This is a genomic window from Nocardia nova (assembly GCF_002933465.1).
GTDB classification, from domain to species: Bacteria; Actinomycetota; Actinomycetes; order Mycobacteriales; family Mycobacteriaceae; genus Nocardia; species Nocardia nova_B.
The window spans coordinates 16,895-34,331 of record NZ_PSZE01000001.1; the positions used below are offsets into that span (position 1 = coordinate 16,895).

General features: G+C 65.9%; 22 protein-coding genes. 2 read left to right on the forward strand and 20 right to left on the reverse strand.

Features of this window, described 5'->3' with window-relative positions; all coding sequences use genetic code 11:
• Positions 1-16 precede the first annotated feature (16 nt).
• On the reverse strand, positions 17-517 hold the full coding sequence (locus C5E41_RS00010; protein ID WP_104373808.1) for a YbaB/EbfC family nucleoid-associated protein: 501 nt from the start codon (positions 515-517) through the stop codon (positions 17-19).
• Positions 518-542: 25 nt separating this feature from the next.
• Positions 543-863: a hypothetical protein gene (locus C5E41_RS00015; protein ID WP_146097421.1), complete on the reverse strand. Its 321-nt coding sequence runs from the start codon at positions 861-863 to the stop codon at positions 543-545.
• Between the two features lie 165 nt (positions 864-1,028).
• Between C5E41_RS00015 and dtd the strand changes: the two genes are divergently transcribed.
• Positions 1,029-1,472 (forward strand): D-aminoacyl-tRNA deacylase, encoded by a 444-nt coding sequence (dtd, locus tag C5E41_RS00020; RefSeq protein ID WP_104374145.1) that lies wholly within the window; start codon positions 1,029-1,031, stop codon positions 1,470-1,472.
• Positions 1,473-1,475: 3 nt separating this feature from the next.
• Here the strand turns inward: dtd and C5E41_RS00025 are convergent, their stop codons facing one another.
• The 5 genes from C5E41_RS00025 to C5E41_RS00045 are packed head-to-tail and all read right to left on the reverse strand — an operon-like array spanning position 1,476 to position 8,714.
• On the reverse strand, positions 1,476-2,264 hold the full coding sequence (locus C5E41_RS00025; protein ID WP_104373810.1) for an ESX secretion-associated protein EspG: 789 nt from the start codon (positions 2,262-2,264) through the stop codon (positions 1,476-1,478).
• 10 nt (positions 2,265-2,274) lie between these two features.
• On the reverse strand, positions 2,275-5,232 hold the full coding sequence (locus C5E41_RS33125; RefSeq protein WP_146097422.1) for a PPE domain-containing protein: 2,958 nt from the start codon (positions 5,230-5,232) through the stop codon (positions 2,275-2,277).
• Positions 5,229-5,567, reverse strand: a complete 339-nt coding sequence (locus C5E41_RS00035) for a hypothetical protein (RefSeq protein WP_104373811.1) — start codon at positions 5,565-5,567, stop codon at positions 5,229-5,231. Before C5E41_RS00035 ends, C5E41_RS33125 begins: the two co-directional genes overlap by 4 nt.
• Positions 5,568-5,588: 21 nt before the next feature.
• Positions 5,589-8,192 carry a hypothetical protein gene (locus C5E41_RS00040; protein WP_104373812.1) on the reverse strand — a complete coding sequence of 868 codons (2,604 nt, stop codon included), beginning with the start codon at positions 8,190-8,192 and terminating at the stop codon, positions 5,589-5,591.
• 6 nt (positions 8,193-8,198) lie between these two features.
• Positions 8,199-8,714, reverse strand: coding sequence for a YbaB/EbfC family nucleoid-associated protein (locus C5E41_RS00045; RefSeq protein WP_104373813.1), 516 nt, complete (start codon positions 8,712-8,714; stop codon positions 8,199-8,201).
• A gap of 295 nt (positions 8,715-9,009) precedes the next feature.
• Here C5E41_RS00045 and C5E41_RS00050 point away from each other — a divergent pair, with 295 nt between their 5' ends.
• Positions 9,010-9,207 carry a hypothetical protein gene (locus tag C5E41_RS00050; RefSeq protein WP_104373814.1) on the forward strand — a complete coding sequence of 66 codons (198 nt, stop codon included), beginning with the start codon at positions 9,010-9,012 and terminating at the stop codon, positions 9,205-9,207.
• A gap of 60 nt (positions 9,208-9,267) precedes the next feature.
• Here the strand turns inward: C5E41_RS00050 and map are convergent, their stop codons facing one another.
• The 13 genes from map to C5E41_RS00115 form a co-directional block, all read right to left on the reverse strand.
• Positions 9,268-10,068, reverse strand: coding sequence for a type I methionyl aminopeptidase (gene map, locus C5E41_RS00055; RefSeq protein ID WP_104373815.1), 801 nt, complete (start codon positions 10,066-10,068; stop codon positions 9,268-9,270).
• Between the two features lie 5 nt (positions 10,069-10,073).
• A complete protein-coding gene (locus C5E41_RS00060) occupies positions 10,074-10,619 on the reverse strand; it encodes an adenylate kinase (RefSeq protein ID WP_062994277.1) in 546 nt (181 codons plus the stop codon).
• Positions 10,616-11,935 (reverse strand): preprotein translocase subunit SecY, encoded by a 1,320-nt coding sequence (gene secY, locus C5E41_RS00065; RefSeq protein WP_104373816.1) that lies wholly within the window; start codon positions 11,933-11,935, stop codon positions 10,616-10,618. The genes C5E41_RS00060 and secY overlap by 4 nt, the downstream gene beginning before the upstream one ends.
• A gap of 194 nt (positions 11,936-12,129) precedes the next feature.
• Positions 12,130-12,576: a 50S ribosomal protein L15 gene (gene rplO, locus C5E41_RS00070; RefSeq protein WP_104373817.1), complete on the reverse strand. Its 447-nt coding sequence runs from the start codon at positions 12,574-12,576 to the stop codon at positions 12,130-12,132.
• Complete coding sequence (gene rpmD / locus C5E41_RS00075; protein WP_030513404.1) at positions 12,573-12,758, reverse strand: 50S ribosomal protein L30; 186 nt, start codon at positions 12,756-12,758, stop codon at positions 12,573-12,575. The genes rplO and rpmD overlap by 4 nt, the downstream gene beginning before the upstream one ends.
• Before the next feature lies 1 nt (position 12,759).
• Positions 12,760-13,398 carry a 30S ribosomal protein S5 gene (gene rpsE, locus C5E41_RS00080; RefSeq protein WP_062994279.1) on the reverse strand — a complete coding sequence of 213 codons (639 nt, stop codon included), beginning with the start codon at positions 13,396-13,398 and terminating at the stop codon, positions 12,760-12,762.
• Between the two features lie 82 nt (positions 13,399-13,480).
• A complete protein-coding gene (gene rplR, locus C5E41_RS00085; protein WP_036498216.1) occupies positions 13,481-13,888 on the reverse strand; it encodes a 50S ribosomal protein L18 in 408 nt (135 codons plus the stop codon).
• 3 nt (positions 13,889-13,891) lie between these two features.
• Positions 13,892-14,431, reverse strand: coding sequence for a 50S ribosomal protein L6 (gene rplF / locus C5E41_RS00090; RefSeq protein WP_030513401.1), 540 nt, complete (start codon positions 14,429-14,431; stop codon positions 13,892-13,894).
• 14 nt (positions 14,432-14,445) lie between these two features.
• Positions 14,446-14,844, reverse strand: a complete 399-nt coding sequence (gene rpsH, locus C5E41_RS00095) for a 30S ribosomal protein S8 (protein ID WP_030513400.1) — start codon at positions 14,842-14,844, stop codon at positions 14,446-14,448.
• Positions 14,845-15,072: 228 nt separating this feature from the next.
• Positions 15,073-15,444, reverse strand: a complete 372-nt coding sequence (locus tag C5E41_RS00100; RefSeq protein ID WP_104373818.1) for a hypothetical protein — start codon at positions 15,442-15,444, stop codon at positions 15,073-15,075.
• Between the two features lie 11 nt (positions 15,445-15,455).
• Complete coding sequence (locus C5E41_RS00105; protein WP_258080632.1) at positions 15,456-15,938, reverse strand: roadblock/LC7 domain-containing protein; 483 nt, start codon at positions 15,936-15,938, stop codon at positions 15,456-15,458.
• Positions 15,935-16,732 carry a hypothetical protein gene (locus tag C5E41_RS00110; RefSeq protein WP_104373819.1) on the reverse strand — a complete coding sequence of 266 codons (798 nt, stop codon included), beginning with the start codon at positions 16,730-16,732 and terminating at the stop codon, positions 15,935-15,937. Before C5E41_RS00110 ends, C5E41_RS00105 begins: the two co-directional genes overlap by 4 nt.
• The gene (locus C5E41_RS00115) at positions 16,722-17,114 is read right to left on the reverse strand and encodes a hypothetical protein (RefSeq protein ID WP_104373820.1); all 393 of its coding nucleotides are present in this window, start codon (positions 17,112-17,114) and stop codon (positions 16,722-16,724) included. The genes C5E41_RS00110 and C5E41_RS00115 overlap by 11 nt, the downstream gene beginning before the upstream one ends.
• Between the last annotated feature and the right edge of the window lie 323 nt (positions 17,115-17,437).

Sequence of the window (17,437 nt, forward strand, 5' to 3'; positions counted from 1 at the left end):
GCGCGGTTACCCCGGGTCACCAACTGGAGTCGGTGACCCGGCGTTCCGGTTCGACCGGATAGGTCTCCGCATCCGCGAACCGGAGCTCATCCTCGCCGTAGGCGGCCGTGCGGTCCGGCGAATCCGGCGGCGCCAGTGAGGGTTCCGGCGCGGTCGGGATGCGCATATCGGGCATGCCCTCGATCAGATCGGTGAGTTTGGGCAACCGGGCCCGGTGTTCCCGCAGCGGCGCCATCAGTTCCCGATGCCGCTGCGCCAGGTTCTTCGACGCCTGCTGGGCAGCCTCGGTCACCGCCCGAGCGATCTCGGAATAACTGAGATCCTCGATTCCGGCGCCGAATTTGGTCTCGATGACGGTGCCGTCGGCGTTCACGCTGACCGTGACCCGGTTCTTGCGCACCGACGCGGTGCCGGTCAATTCCGCACGGTCCCGCTGGATTTCGGCGATCACGCGCAGTTGCTGTTTGGCCTCGCCGATGATTCCCGCCAGCTCGGCCTTCATATGCTCGTTCGTCATGAGCGCTCGATCCGCGGCTGTTCGATCACTTGAAGCCGTAGGTGTTGCCGTGCTCCATGGTCTCCAGATAGGTGGCACTGTCGTTCTGGCCGTCGGAGAACTTCTGGAAGGCGGTGGAGAAGTTGCGCGCGCCGGTGACCATGTTGTCGTGTGCGGCGAGGTAGCCATCGCCGCTGCCGGTACCGGCGAACTGCTTGCCCAGACTGTCGTCCCCCCAGCAGTTTCCGTAGCCGGTGGTCTTACCCTGTAGTTTCGTCAGCACCTGTTCGATGTGGTCACGCACATCCTGCGTTTTCCCGGCGGCCGTGCGGAGTTTCGCCACCTCGACCTCGATCTCGTCCGCCATAGTCCGTCCCTCCATCGCACTGCCGGCCGGCGCCCGTCGACGCTGGTTTTCGACGATGGCAGTCCCGGGAAAATCATCAGTGGCGCCGACGTGAACTCCCGGTGGCCGGTCCCGAAAGCCACCGCGAAAACCCACCGCGGCGGCCGATATCCGATGATGGAGGGCATGCGAATCCTGGTACAGCGCGTCAGCTCGGCCCGGGTCACGGTCGACGACGAGGTGGTGGGCGAGATCGACCCGCCCGCGATGGGGGTGCCGCACGGCCTGCTCGCCCTGGTGGGCGTCACCGGCACCGATACCGCCGCGCTCGCGAAGACTCTGGCGGACAAGCTGTTTCGCCTGCGCATTCTGGACGGTGAGCGCTCGGCCGCCGATCTGGGCGCGCCGATCCTGGTGGTCAGCCAGTTCACCCTCTACGCCGATACCGCGAAGGGCCGGCGGCCCTCCTGGTCGGCCGCGGCACCTGGATCGGTCGCCGAGCCCCTGGTCGACGAATTCGCCGCCGCGCTGCGCGATCTCGGCGCCACCGTCGCGACCGGCCGCTTCGGCGCGCACATGCAGGTGTCACTGGTGAACGACGGGCCGGTCACGCTCCTGCTCGAGGCGTGAGCGTCACTCGTCGACCTCCTGATAGTCGTTCATCCGCTGCACGATGTGCTCGGCCTCGGTGTCGATCCAGTCGGCCAGTCCCGCCGAGCCCATCCCGACGGCCACCGGCGCCGGTTCCTCCAGAGGAATCACATAGCGACCGTCATCGGGCAGATCGCGCCACAGCCGAGCCACCGAGATGCGACCGCGCGGACCGAATTTCGATCTGCCCTGGGTCAATCGAACGGTGCCGGTATGGGCCGCGGGAATGTCGAAGAAGGCCGCACTGGTGAGCCCGCGGTAGTCGTCATCATCGTCGGCGACCATCGAACCGCCACCCGAGGACCGGCCGGTGCCTTCGCCGATCTCGATCTCGATCGGTCCGCGCCGCCCCGGTCCGGCCGCCGGCAGTAGGCCGACGACCGTCTCCCCGAGCGCCCGCGGATCGCAGGCGGTGATGGTGAAACCTTCGGCATGTTTCAGGGTTTCGCCAGGCAACTGCACCACGACGAATCCGCGGGAACCGAGCCGCCCGGCATAGAAGCGCACCCGCTTGTTCGGATTGTCGAAATCCGAGTCCTCCCAGGCCTCGCCGCCGACCAGCACCTCCGGCAGCACCATGGTGTCCACGATCGCTTCGAAGGCGCTGTCGCCGCGGTTCTCCAACTCCGCTCGGGTGCGGCGCCATTCGCGCTCGTAGTCGTCCAGATACGGGATGCGGCTGGTAATGCTGAACATCGACGGCACCAGACCGAAGAATCGGGTGTCGCACAACACCTTGAATTCCAGGTCCGTCAGGGTCCAGGTGTTCACATTTCCTCGTTCATGGTTCGATCACCGGCTTGACCCGGAACGGGGTATCGCCCATCGCGTCGTCGAGCCAGTCCGTGGACGTCAGGTACTTCGGCCGCCGGTGCTGACCCTGCGGTCCGGAATTGCCCGCACTCGACGCCGGGGTACCCGCCATACCGGGCTGACCGGGTTGTCCGGGCTGACCGGCCTGCTGGTCGTACGAATCATGATGTCCGGCACCGTAGGTGGAGACGTCCGCCGGTAGGGATGCGCGCGGAAACTTGTCCGGTTGCCGCGGTTGATCGAGTTGCTGGGGCGGTGTCGGACCGTCGGGCCCGTCACCGGCTCCGCCAGCGTCACCGGCTCCGCCACCGGCATCGGCGCCTCCCCCGCCGGCGCTGTCGCCTCCGCCGGGGTCCAGTTGTGCCGCGATATCCGACAGGCCCTCCATACCCGGGGTGTGGCTGAGGTCCCGCAGCCGTTCCGCCAGCGCGTGCAGCGGATCGGCGTCGCCCGTACCGGACAACAGTTGATCCAGTCCGGGAATTTCGGAGAGCAGGTGACTCAGGTCCGGATTGCCGGAGAGCAGTTGGTCCACCCCGGTCGATCCCGAGACCAATTGGTCCAGACCGGGGATACCGGACAGGAGATGACGCAGATCCGGATTGCTCGCCAGCAACTGATCGAATCCGGGGATGCCGGAGAGCAATTGCCCCAAGCCGGACAGGCTGTCATGGGCCGTCTGCCCGAGCTGGTTCAGTGCCTGTTCACCGCCCGAGAGCAGCGATTCGAGCGGGTTGGAGCCCCCTGTGCTCCCGCCGAGCAGCGACGCGAGCGGGTTCGAGGTGCCCGACCCACCGGTCAGCAGCGATTTCAGCGGATTCGAACTTCCCGTCGTCGCCGAATCGCCGAAGGACGGTACCGTCTGACCGAGGCTGTCGCCGGTGGTCCCGGTCCCGGCCTCCGTATTCTGTTCTCCCGCAAGGCCGGACAGGAGATCGTCGAGTGACGGCAGCTGCTGTTGACCGTTCTTGGCCGCACCCGCCCCGGATTGCTGGTTCTTGCCGAGACTCGACGGAATCGTCGACGAACCCGTCCCCGAGGTGGATCCGGTACCGGTCGACGAGCCGGTGCCATTGCCACTCGGACCGGAGTACGGCGTGCTGGTGGGACCGGAACTGCCCCCGGAGGATCCGCCGGTGTCACCGAGTCCGGAGGAATTGAGCAGGTCGCTCAGATTCGGAAGTTGCTGGTTGGACTCGCCGCTGCCCGGCATGCTGTCGTAGTTGCTCGGGATCTGCGAATTCTTGCTGGTGCGACCCGAACCCGAGCTCGCCCCGGATCCGCCGCCGTAACCGCCGCCCGCGCCACCTCCGTAGCCTGAGCCGTAGCCGGAACCGCTGCTGTAGTCCGCGCCGCTTCCATAGCCTTGGCCGCTTCCATAGCCTTGGCCGCTTCCATAGCCTTGGCCGCTGCCATAGCCATCTCCACTGCCGTAACCCTGGCCGCTGCCATCTCCACTGCCATAACCGGAGCCGCCGCCGTACCCGGAACCACTGTCGTAGCCCGAACCACTGTCGTAACCGCCTCCGTAGCCGGAGCCACTGCCCGACCCCGAACTGTGCGAACCCTCTTGGTATCCAGCCTCGTAGCCTTGCTGGTAGGCCGCCTGCAGCTGCTGCGATGTGGCGCCGCTACCCGACCCACTGCCGTACCCGGAGCCACTGCCGTACCCGGAGCCACTGCCATAGCCCGAACCGCTCCCGTAGCCGGAGCCACTGCCGTAACCCGAACCACTCTCGTAGCCCGACCCACTGCCGTAACCCGAACCACTCTCGTAGCCCGACCCACTGCCATATCCCGAACCACTCTCGTAGCCCGACCCACTGCCGTACCCGGAGCCGCTCCCATACCCCGAACCGCTCCCATACCCCGAACCGCTGCCGGAACCCGAGCCCGAGCCGCTGCCCGAACCGGATCCACTGCCCGATGTGCTACCGCCGCTCGCCTGGCCCGGAATGGCGATCGTCGGAATCGTCGAGATCGTCGACTTCATCGGATCCGCGTAGTACTTCTTGTAATTGGCGCGATACTCGTCGGTGTGGTGATGTTTGCAGCCGGTCTTCTCCGGCTGCCCGGGAGTGGGCATCGACTTGCGCGTGGCCTCGAGCCAGTCGCTGGTGTACCGCAAACTCGCACCGGTCACCTTGATGGCGTCGATCAGATCCTGCGTACTGTCCTTGTAATTGCGCACCGCGGTCACCGCCGCGGCCGACGCGGTACCGGTCCAGCTGGCCTGCAGCTTCGCGATCTGGTCCGCGTAGGTGGCCATATTGGTGGAGAGCAGCTTCGACATCGAATCCCAGAATCCGGACAGATCCATCGGCGGCTGGGCGTGAATCGTCTGCCCCAGCTGGATCATCTGATCCCAGTCCAGGCTGTCCGGGTTCTCGATATTGATGGTGACCGAATCGGTCTTACCGCCGTAACCTTGGATCGCCTCCGGGAAACTCGGCATCGACCAGCTGTCGTCGACGAGATCCTGATTGAGGTCGGCGACCAGACTCCCACCGTTCGAGGAGAGTTTCGGCGGCGTCACATTGCTGGTGACGTCCTTGGGTTTGGCCAGCGTGTCGAAATTGAACGTCGAATTGTGCTCGTGCGCCGCGAAGGTCTTACCCGCGGCGACGAAGGTGTCGAACTGATCGCGGACCACATTCGCATGCGTCATCAGCGAGTTGTACAGTGCCGCCCCATGATTGCTGTAGACACCGGCCAGGTCGCGGCTGGACTGCAGAATGCTGAAGGCGCCGACCTCGTGCGCGCGGGTGTCGTGGACCGATTGCGCCAGTGCTTCCAGATTGGCGATCAGCTGCGCCGCCGCATCGGTGGCGGCCTTGATGTCTTTCGTATCGAACTGCAGCACACCGGAATTCGCGGCTCCCAGCATCTGGGTCCATTCGGTGGTATCCGCATTCGGCAACGTCATGATCGTCCTCCGAGGCCTTCGGTCGAACCTTGTTCGGCGGCTCTGAACTGGTCGGCGGCCGAACGCTCACCCTCGGCGAATTGGAATAGGGCATCGGCCATGCTGTAGCCGCCGTCGACCATATTGGCCCGCGTCGCCTTGTATCCCTTGTCGCCATCGGCGAACTTCTTGCCGGACTTGTCGTTTCCCCACGGCTGGTTGGTGGAGTCGTTCTCGATTCCGGCCAGCGTGCTGTGCAGGGTATCGATCACGCCCCGAACCCTGTGTGAGACGTCCTCGGGCAGATCGGCTGCTCTGGTCAGCGCGTCGACATCCACCTCGATCTTCTCCGCCATTGTCAGTCCCTACCTGTGTGCCTACATCTGGAACGGCTTGTCGACATTCGGATCGTCCCCACCCGGATCGCTCCCGCCCGAACCATCCAAGGCCGCCGCGCGCGGCGCGGGCGGCGAATCGGCCGCCTCCAGCCACGCTTCCTCGCCCGGCGCATCCGGCGCGTCGTAGTGCGCCGGCATCGGACCGATGTCCGGCACCTTCTTCGGCCGCGACTTCGCGCGATAGTCCTTACCCGGTCCCAACGGCCTCCCCGGATCCTGCGACTCATCCGGGCCGGTCGGCGGGGGCGGGGCCGGCGCCGGACGCGACGGGGTCATGTAGTTCGGGTCCGAGGGATCCCGGAAGCCACCACCCTGCCCACCATTCACCGGCGGGGGCGGCGCCGGACGCGACGGAGTCATATAGTTCGGATCCGCCGGGTCGCGGAAACCACCACCCTGCCCTCCGGTGGAGGGATTCGGCACGGAGGCAGTCGGCGGGCCCGGCTGCGTGAACGGCCGGGAAAAGTTCGGCGGGTTACTCGGATTCCCCGTCGAATTACCCACCGGCGCAGCATGAATCGGCGCCGACGACGAACCCACCGGCCCACCCACCGACGCACCCGGCTGCGTGAACGGCCGGGAAAAGTTCGGCGGATTGCTCGGATTTCCCGTCGAATTACCCACCGGCGCAGCATTGATCGAAGGCGCCGGGCGAGAGCCGGGGGCGGCGCCCGCGGAATTGCCGATCGGATGCGGCACCGATCCGTCACCGCCGCTTACCGGCGGGGCGGGGGCCGGGCGCGAGGGCACCATGTAGTTCGGATCCGAGGGCGAACGGAAACCACCGCCACCCCCGTGCCCGCCGTTCACCGGCGGCTGCGGCGCGGGACGCGACGGCGTCATATAGTTCGGATCCGACAGATCCCGGAACCCACCACCGCCCTGCCCGCCATTGACCGGCGGAGGCGGAGCCGGACGCGACGGCGTCATATAGTTCGGATCCGACGGGTCGCGGAAACCGCCCCCGGCAGCCGTCGACTGATGCGGTCCGCCGAAACCCGCTGGGCCCGAACGTGTTCCATCCGCACCGGATTGCCCGCCCGTCCCCGCGGCGTGGGTCGGCGGTGCGGGGGCCGGGCGCGAGGGCGCCATGTAGTTCGGATCCGAGGGCGAACGGAAACCACCACCCCCGTGCCCGCCGTTCACCGGCGGCTGCGGCGCGGGACGCGACGGCACCATGTAGTTCGGATCCGAGGGCGAACGGAAACCACCACCACCCTGCCCACCGTTGACCGGCGGCTGCGGCGCGGGACGCGACGGGGTCATGTAGTTCGGATCCGACGGATCCCGGAAACCACCACCCTGCTGGTGGCTTCCGCCGGCGTTGGCCGTCGTGGTGTTGGCCGTCGCGGTATTCGTCGTGCCACCCGGGTGCGTCGTCGACGCCGCCTCGCTCTGTCCCGGCACCGGGCGCGGCGTCAGCGGATTGTTCGTGGGTGGCGTTTTCGGCGGCGCCCACGGCGCCTTCGCATTCATCCAGAGGTTGAACCTCGGGTCGCCCTCGGTGTTGGTGGTCGTCTTCGTTCCCAGACCGCGCATACCGCCGACCATCCCGCCGCGGGCCGCACTACCTACCCAGCCTTCCGGTCCCGCGAACGCGCCCGCGATATCACCGGTCACCGCACCCGCGCCGATATTGCCGAAGACGTTGCCGAAGACACCGGCCGTGGCACCGATGGTCGCCCCTTGCAGGAACATTCCCGACCGGAACGGCATATTGGTGATCGCGCCGCCGAATTTCTTGTCCAGATTGCCGATCCCGAAGCCCATGTACCGGCCGAGTTCGCGACTGGGAATAGTGCTCAACGCCGAGGCCGCCCAGGAGGCGCCGAATTCCTTCCAGTTGAATCCGTGCCGCTTACCGTCCGCGATCTGCGCGCCCTGCACGATAGCGTTGGTCACCGGAGCCCAAAGCGCGCCCTCACCGAATTTCAGCGTGTAGACGCCCATGCCCTTGGCCGTGGGCAGAATCGTCTTGGCCTTGTACTTCCAGGTCTGTCCCTTCATCCCCTTCCAGGTATCGGCCGAGAGGATGTGCTTGAACCAGTACCGCGAGGCGCCGTTGAGTTCGCCGCGGGTCGCGAATCCCAGTTTCGCCCAAGCACGTTCGAGCGCATTCTGCAGTGCGTCGGCGATATATTTCACGATCGATCGAGTGGTGCCGATCGCGGCGGCCTCCACCGCCGGTGCGGTCGGCGGGAACAGCCACGCCCAGGCGATCTCGACCAGCAGAATGCACAGCGAAACGATGATGTTGATCTTCGCCGACTGCAGTTCGGTACCGACGTCGAAGGTCGAATCGCTGATTGTCTTGAACGATTCGGCCAGCGTCGCGAGCGACTGGTCACCCTGCAGAAAGGCATCGAACAACGTGCCGATCTGATCGGCGGCATCGCCGGCCGGAAAGGCCGCCATCGCCGCCGTTTTCGCGCTCTCGATACCCGAGACCTGCGCCGCGAGATCCTTGGACGCCTGCTCCCAGGCCCGCGAAACCGCCCACATCTTGTCTTCGTCACCGTCGGGCCAACTGGAGCCGGCAACCCAGGCGATCGGACGTACGGGCGGGGGCAGGTACAGGCTCACGGGGGATCAGTCCTCGTCGGACACCATCGAGCGGTGCGCGCTGCCGTCCACCGGATGCGTGGGCGGAACGTCGCGATAATCCTCGATCCGGGTCGGCGCCGGTGGTGCGGTGGGCATCATCTGCCCGAGATCCGGTGCGCCCTCGACGAATTCCGACAACTTCGGCAATTGCAGCTTCCGCTCGCGCAGCGGCTGCATCAGTTCGGCGCCGAGTCGCAGCACCTCCGCCGCGGCCTGCTGCACCGCCGCGGTCATCCCCGTGGCGATCTCGTCGTAGGTCAGATCCGCGATATCGTCGGCGAACTTCGTATCGATCAGCAGTCCGTCGGCATTGACAGTCACCTGGATTCGCTGCTCACAGGCGCTCGCCGTGGCCGTCAGCCGGGAGCGTCGCAACTGGATCTCGGCGATCCCGCGCAATTGCTCGTCGAGCCCCTCGACCACCGTCATCATGTCGGCATGGAGCCGTTCGTTGACCACTGCCACCTCCACCGTCGACGCGCGCAGTAGCAACAACAGCACACCAGATTGAATATCCGGTGGCGCCCAAGGAAATTCGGTGTCGGCTCGCTGAGTTGCCGAGCCCCACTGCTGCGGATCCGATATACCCCGGTGCGCAGGCGGATCGCGCCCGGCCGGGGAGGTCGAGGGAACCCGCTGTGGCACACCCGCAGCGCCTCGCCGATCCGCTTGTGAGATATCCAGGGCGCAACCCGGAACCGATCGATGGGACCGGACCGGGAGTTAGGTTCTCGACCAGCAGATATTCATAAACACGTGCGGTCTCGACGCCGTACGCCGACTGTGAGGAGGGCCCGTGACCGAACACAGTATCGCCATGAACCCCGGAAGGCACGAGGTTCTCGACTACTTCGGCAAATGTCCCGAATGCGGTTATCCCGCGCGGGCTTCGGCCGATTTCGCCGGAGCGCCCACCGTCGTCGCCAGCTGCGACCGCCCGTGCGGCTGGACCGGCATCGTGCCGCTCACCACCATGACGGGGGGCACGGCGTAACAGCCCCCGACAGCACGACGCACCCGCGCCGACAAGGCCACGGGTGCGTCGCGAAACGGATTATTCGGGACGAACGGTCAGGATCCGCGGACCGTCCTCGGTCACCGCTACCGTGTGCTCCCAGTGCGCGGCGCGACTGCCGTCGGTGGTGACCACGGTCCAATCATCGTCCAGCACAGTCGTTTCCGTGGTGCCGAGAGTCAACATCGGCTCGATGGCCAGCACCGAACCGACCACGAGTTTCGGCCCGCGGCCGGGCGCACCCTCGTTGGCGAGGAACGGATCCATGTGCATCTGGCGGCCGATGCCGTGCCCGCCGTACCCGTCCACGATGCCGTAGGCGCGGCCGTGCTCCTTCTCCGCGGCGCGCGTCCCGAGCTCGATGGCGTGCGAGACGTCGGTGAGGCGATTGCCCGGCAGCATGGCCGCGATACCGGCGTCCATGGACAGCCGGGTGGCCTCGCTGAGCAACCGATCGGCCTCGATGATCTCGCCGATGCCGAACGTCCACGCCGAATCGCCGTGCCAGCCCTCGAGAATCGCACCGCAGTCGATGGATACCAGATCGCCCTCGGCGAGCACCTCGTCCTTCGACGGAATCCCGTGCACCACACGGTCGTTCACCGACGAGCAGATCGATCCCGGGAAACCGTGATAGCCCTTGAAGGACGGGACGGCGCCCGCCTCGCGAATGGTCTGCTCGGCGACCTCGTCCAATTCCCAGGTCGATACGCCGGGCTTGGCGGCCGCGCGCACGGCCACCAGCGCGCGGCCGACGATCGCGCCGGCCGCGGCCATGGCATCGAGCTCACCTGCGGTGCGGAACGGCACCACCTTCTTCTGCTTGAGGCCGAAAACCATTCGCCTCAGCGACCCAGAACGTGGAGCACGCGCGCGTTGACCTCGTCGACCTCACCCACGCCGTCGATCGAGACGACCAGGCCGTCGTAGTGCTGCAACAGCGGTTCGGTCTCGTCGCGGTACACCTGCATCCGGTTGCGGATGACTTCCTCGGTGTCGTCGGCGCGGCCGCGGCCGAGCATCCGCTCGACCACCACATCGGTGGCCACCTCGAAGCTGATCACGGCGTCCAGTGCGTGACCGGACTCCTTGAGCATCTTCTCCAGGGCCTCGGCCTGGTCGACGGTGCGCGGGTAGCCGTCGAGCACGAATCCGTTGACGGCATCGGGCTCGGCGATGCGCGACTCCACCATGCGGTTGGTCACATCGCTGGGCACCAGGTTGCCGGCGTCGAGGTACTTCTGCGCCTCGCGGCCCAGCGGGGTCTGCTGGGAGATGTTCGCACGGAACAAATTCCCCGTGGAGATGTGCGGAACACCCAGCTTGTCCGACAGCAGTTCGGCCTGTGTCCCTTTACCGGCACCCGGCGGTCCGAGCAGTACGAGTCTCACTTGAGGAACCCTTCGTAATTTCTGTTCATCAGTTGGCTCTCGATCTGTTTGACCGTATCGAGGCCGACGCTCACGACGATCAGCACCGACGTGCCGCCGAACGGCAGGAAGTTCGAACCGCCACCGCCTGCACCGATGTGCAACAGCAAGTTGGGCAGTACGGCAACAGCACCGAGGTAAATCGAACCGGGGAGAGTGATTCGGCTCAGTACATAGTTCAGATAGTCGGCGGTCGGCTTACCCGGACGGTAACCGGGAATGAAGCCACCGAACTTCTTCATCTCGTCCGCGCGTTCCTCCGGGTTGAAGGTGATCGCGACGTAGAAGTAGGTGAAGAACACGATCAACGCGAAGTAGATCACGACGTACACCGGGTTACCCGGGTTCACCAGATACTTCTGGATGATCTTCTGCCACCAGCTGTCGGAGTTGGAGGACTGGGTCAGCTGGGCGACCAGATTCGGCAGATACAGCAGCGAGGACGCGAAGATCACCGGGATCACACCGGCCTGGTTGACCTTCAGCGGCAGGTAGGTCGACGACCCGCCGTACATCTTACGGCCGACCACACGCTTGGCGTATTGCACCGGTATTCGGCGCTGGCCCTGTTCGACGAAGATCACGCCGACGATCACCACGAAGGCGGCGACACACACCAGCCCGAAGATCAGGCCGCCCTTGCTGTCGAGGATCTGCTTGCCCTCGCTCGGGATGCGGGCGGCGATACCGGCGAAGATCAGCAGCGACATACCGTTGCCGATACCGCGTTCGGTGATCTGCTCGCCGAACCACATCACCAGCGCCGCGCCGGCGGTCATCACCAGCACGATGATGATCAAACCGAAGATGCTGGTGTCGGCCAGGATCTCGTCCGGGCAGCCGCGCAGCAGCTGACCGCGCGAGGCGAGCGCCACCAGACCGGTGGCCTGCAGAATCGCCAGCGCGATGGAGAGATAACGCGTGTACTGCGTCATCTTGTTCTGGCCGGACTGGCCTTCTTTTCGCAGTTCCTCGAACCGCGGAATGACCACCGTCAGCAGCTGGATGATGATGCTCGCGGTGATGTAGGGCATGATCCCGATCGCGAACACCGACAGCTGCAGCAGCGCACCACCGGAGAATAGGTTGATCAGCTGGTAGATGCCGGCATTGTCACCGCCGGAGACGACGTCGATGCAATGGCGGATCGCCTGGTAGTCGACGCCGGGCGACGGTAGCGAGGCGCCGACGCGATACAGCGCGATCAGGCCCAGCGTGAAGAGAATCTTCCGCCGCAAGTCCGGGGTCCGGAAGGCCGACACGAAGGCGGAAAGCACAGATCCTCCTGGCTGACGACACGGGGGTCACGCCCACTTCCGTCACCTCGGCACATACCGGTGCCCTACAGGGCAGGGCCGGTCCTGTGCCACGACAACGGGGCAGACTGGTTGGCAGACAACACTTGAACTCTAACAGCGGCGCCGGACGGGCTCTCACCCGTCCGGCGCCCCGACTGTATTACCAGTAACTGTCAGCCCAGTTCGGTGGCGGTACCACCGGCGGCGGTGATCTTCTCCTTGGCGGAGCCGGAGAACTTGTCGGCGCTGACCTGGACGGCCACCCCGATCTCGCCCTCGCCGAGCACCTTCACCAACTGGTTCTTACGCACGGCACCGGCGGCGACGAGCTCGTCCTTGCCAATGGTGCCGCCCTGCGGGAACAGCCGCGCGATATCGCCGACGTTCACGACCTGGTACTCGACGCGGAACGGGTTGGTGAACCCCTTCAGCTTCGGCAGGCGCATGTGGATCGGCATCTGGCCGCCCTCGAAACTGGCCGGCACGTTCTTGCGAGCCTTCGTACCCTTGGTACCGCGACCGGCGGTCTTACCCTTGGAGCCTTCACCGCGACCCACACGGATCTTCTCGGTCTTGGCGCCCGGGGCGGGGCGCAGGTGATGGAGCTTGATGGGGGTCATGCGGTTTCCTCCTCAACGGAAACGAGGTGGCGCACGACGTTGATCAGCCCGCGGTTCTGGGCGTTGTCCTCGCGGACCACGGTCTGGCGGATACCGCGCAGGCCGAGGGTGCGAAGCGACTCCCGCTGATTCTTCTTGGCGCCGATCGTGGACTTGATCTGGGTCACCTTGAGCTGTGCCATGTCAGACTCCCTGTCCGGCACGCGCACGCAGCATGCCCGCCGGGGCAACGTCCTCGATCGGCAGACCGCGGCGAGCGGCCACCTCCTCCGGACGCTGCAGCATCTTCAGAGCCGCCACCGTCGCGTGCACGACGTTGATGGCGTTGTCGCTACCGAGCGACTTGGCCAGGATGTCGTGGATACCCGCGCACTCCAGCACGGCACGCGCCGCACCACCGGCGATCACACCGGTACCGGGCGAGGCCGGACGCAGCATGACGACACCGGCGGCAGCCTCACCCTGCACCGGGTGCGTGATGGTGCTGCCGATCATCGGGACGCGGAAGAAGCCCTTGCGAGCCTCCTCGACACCCTTCTGGATGGCCGCGGGAACTTCCTTGGCCTTGCCGTATCCGACACCGACCAGGCCGTTGCCGTCGCCCACGATCACCAGGGCGGTGAAGCTGAAGCGACGACCACCCTTCACGACCTTGGAGACGCGGTTGATCGCGACGACGCGCTCGAGCTGGTTCTTCTCGGCGGCATTGTCGCGACGGTCACCGCCGCCGCGACGGTCGCGACCGCCGCCGCGCTGATCGCGCTCGTTGCTGTTCTGTCCGGCGGGTCCGTTGCCGCCGTCACGCCGCTGACGTCCCGGCATCAGACGTTCCTTCCGTTCATGTTCATTCGGTCCGCAGGTCGAATCCGCAGCTGTGTCTTTTGGATGTTCCGCAAGCTACACATCAGAATTTCAACCCACCTTCGCGAGCGGCATCCGCGAGCGCGGCGATGCGGCCGTGGTAGTCGTGGCCACCGCGGTCGAACACCACGGCCTCCACACCGGCGGCCTTCGCGCGGGCGGCCAGCAGCTCGCCGACCTTCTTACCCTTCGCGGACTTGTCACCGTCGAGCGCGCGCACATCGGCCTCGATCGAGGACGCGGAGGCGACGGTCTTGCCGACGGAGTCGTCGATCACCTGGGCGTGCAGGTGCCGCGAGGAGCGGAACACGACCAGACGCGGACGCTCGGCGGTGCCGAGGACCTTCTTGCGCAGACGGAAGTGCCGACGGGTCTTCGACACCCGGCGACGAGTCGACGCATCCTTGCCGACCGGCTTGCGGGCGGCTTTCTGAGCTTCAGTTTGTGCCATGGCTTACTTACCCGTCTTTCCGACCTTGCGGCGAACGACCTCACCGGCGTAGCGGATGCCCTTGCCCTTGTACGGGTCGGGCTTGCGCAGGCCGTGGATCACCGCGGCGATCTGGCCGACCTTCTGCTTGTCGATGCCGGACACCGAGAACTTGGTGGGGGCCTCGACCTGGAAGGTGATGCCCTCGGGGGCCTCGATCGGAACCGGGTGGCTGTAGCCGAGGGCGAACTCGAGGTTCGAACCCTTCTGCTGCACGCGGTAACCGACGCCGAAGATTTCCATCTTCTTCTCGTAGCCCTGGGTCACGCCGACGATCATGTTGTTGATCAGGGTGCGGCTCAGGCCGTGCAGCGAGCGGTTGCGGCGCTCGTCGTCCGGACGGCCCACCTCCAGCTCACCGTTCTCGGCCTTGGTGACGGTGATCGGCTCGGCGACGGTGTGCGAGAGGGTGCCCTTCGGACCCTTCACCGACACCTGCTGGCCGTCGATGGTCACCTCGACGCCGGCGGGAACCGAGATCGGCTTCTTACCGATACGCGACATTGTTCCTACCTCCCTTACCAGACGTAGGCGAGGACTTCCCCGCCCACACCCTGCTGCTTGGCCTGACGGTCGGTGAGCAGGCCCTTCGACGTGGAGATAATTGCCACGCCCAGACCGCCCAGCACCTTGGGCAGGTTGGTGGATTTCGCGTAGACCCGCAGACCCGGCTTCGAGACGCGGCGCACACCCTGCAGGCTGCGCTCCCGGCTCTGGCCGTACTTCAGGTCGACGATCAGGGTCTGGCCGACGGGCGCATCCTCGGTGCGGTAGTCGGCGATGTAGCCCTCGCGCTTGAGGATCTCGGCGATGTTCGCCTTGAGCTTCGAGTGCGGGGCCTTCACCTGATCGTGGTACGCCGAGTTGGCGTTGCGCAGACGGGTCAGAAAGTCTGCGATCGGATCAGTCATGGTCATGTGTTGACCGTTACCTTTCTCGCCGCGGTTCCCATACAGCACCGTCACGCGGGGCGGTCGTGGGCCTACGACAATTTCGGCTGGTCCGGCCGACACCGTTGCCGACCGGATTGGAATGCTGTCACCCGGAGCAACGCGCACGCATATGGGCACGAGAGTGCCCGAGCAACCGGTCTAGTGTAGGCGAGGGGTATGAGCGGGCAAAATCGGGTACCAGGCCAGCACCGATCAGACCTCGAGATCCGCTTCGATCGCCTTCAGCCGATGCCGGGCCAGGGCGAGATTCGCCCGCCCGCGGTCCAGGGCGAGATACAGAAACAGCCCTTTGGACGTCCGGCCGGTCATGGGGCGGATCAGGTGGTACTGGCTGGACAGCGAGATCAGGATGTCCTCGATGTCCTCGTTGAGGCCGAGCTGTTCGATCGTGCGCAGTTTTGCCCGCACCACCTCGGTATTACCGGCCCCGGCGACCTGGAGATCCAGGGCTTTCGAATTCCCCAGCATCCCCAGCGACATACCGCTGTTGTAATCGACGACGGAGGCTCCCATAGCGCCGTCGATCGCCATCATTTCCTTCAGCGCCAAATCGAGATTGGACATGTTCTTTCCTTTCAATCGGTATTACTTGTTCGGTCGTCTTTGCTGTGCTTGCCGGTCGGGGTGGCGGTGAGGTGGTCGGCGATCGCGCGGGCGGCCGGGCGGGATTCCAGATGCAGCCGGCCGACATTCACGTCGGGCTCGGCCAGCACCGTCAGCGAGGTCCAATCGGCGCCGTAGACCACGACATGGCCGCCGGTGCCGCGCACCACCACCTCGTGGAATCCGCCGCCGACCGCGGTGGTGGCCAGCCGATGCGAGAGCGCCAGTTGCGAGGCCGACAGCGCGGCCATGCCGGTGGGTTCGATATGCGCGGGCAGATCGTGCTCGATGAGCAGGCCGTCACTGGATGCCACCAGCGCACCGATCAGCCCGGGAACGCGTTCGCGCAACGCTTTCAATTCCGCGAGACCCGCCGCATTCGGCTCGGGTCCCGACATCGTCACCTTGCTGAACCTCCCCATCAGATCGCCGAGCAGCTTCTTGCGCACGGTCACTCGAGTTCCTCCAACGCCGCCCGCAGGCGGACGAGCACGTCGACATCCACCGGAGATTCCCAATGATCAGGCGGCACAACGGATGTCGCGGATCGGCGGCGACGGACCAGCGGCGGCGGGACGACAACCTCCGATCGCGCCGGCGGCACCGGAATCGCCGGAAAGGTGGTCGCATCAGCGGGCTGGATCAGATCCGCGAGCGTGAGGTCGCGCACCGCCACAAGGCAGCCGTAACTCGTGCGCCCGAGCTCGCGGGCGATATCGGCCACGGTGCGACGGCCGTCGGCGGCGGCCAGGACTTCCGCCTGCCCGCCCGTGAGCGAGATCCGGCGCCGCCGCACCCGGCGGACCGGCACCACCGGCGCACGATCGACAGCCTCGGCCGGCCAGGGTCCCGCTTCCGGATCGCCCCGGCGCGCACATTCGTTCACCAGCAGGCCCGGGTTGATATGACAGACCGGCGCCAGCCAGTGCTCGGGTGCGGGCTCGAATTCGGGAGTCGTCGCGGACGCCAGCAGAAAATAGGCGGCGTCGAAAACCGACAGCAGCGCAAGGGTTTCCAATTGCGGTTGCGCCAGCACCCGCCCCGGATCTCCGGATCCGGCGCGCTGCCAATCCTCGGCGGTGGCCACCCCCGCCTCCACCACGAGCCGGTCCAGACCGGTGGTGCGCCGGCAGTCGGCGGAAACGATTGCCCCCCTGGTGAGATGAAACGATCCGTCCCCCGCGCGCAGCACCCCCGTACTTCCCTCTTCTTCCAGCTTGCGCAGCGCTACCGCCAGCTCAAGTCCCATGACTCCCCTCGGTCAATTCGGAGAGAATCCCCCGCAACTGAAATCTCGCCAGGGCCAGATTTCCGGATTCCTCGTCGAACAGAACGTGCACGAACAACCTGCCGTCGAAATCGCCGTCGATCAGATTCAGCAGGTGATAGCCGCGGGTCCCGCAGACGATGATCTCGGTGACGTCGTCGTCGCCGTACTCGGTGGCCAGCGCCGGGCACGCGAGCACCGAACGCACCACATCCGTTGTGGCAGCCGCATCTTCGTGCTCATCGATCGATTCGTGCCGACCGGCCGCGGCGATCGCGAGCCCGCTGGCCCCGTCCGCCAGCGTCACCCCGCGCGCGCCCGGAATCTCCATGATCCGCCGCAGGCATTCGTCGATACTGATCACACGCCACCGCTCGTCGAGTTCGGGCTATCTGAAACGCCGACGCTACACATCGCCCGCCGCACCCGCATGTCGAACGCGAAGAATCGCAGGCAAAACTTGTGCGCCACAAGATCATCGGCGGATTATGGACGCGCCGATCCGACTGCCGGCGAGGGCGGCCAGGCGCGGCCACGTCTCGGCGGCGGCATACCAGGCAACCGATCAGCCGAGCGGTTCACCCAATCTGGACGACCCGTACACCCGAACACGTTGAGATGCAACATGTTCCACATCCGGCGATCAAATCTTCTCAGCTTCTTCCGAGGCAACGCCGATACGATTTT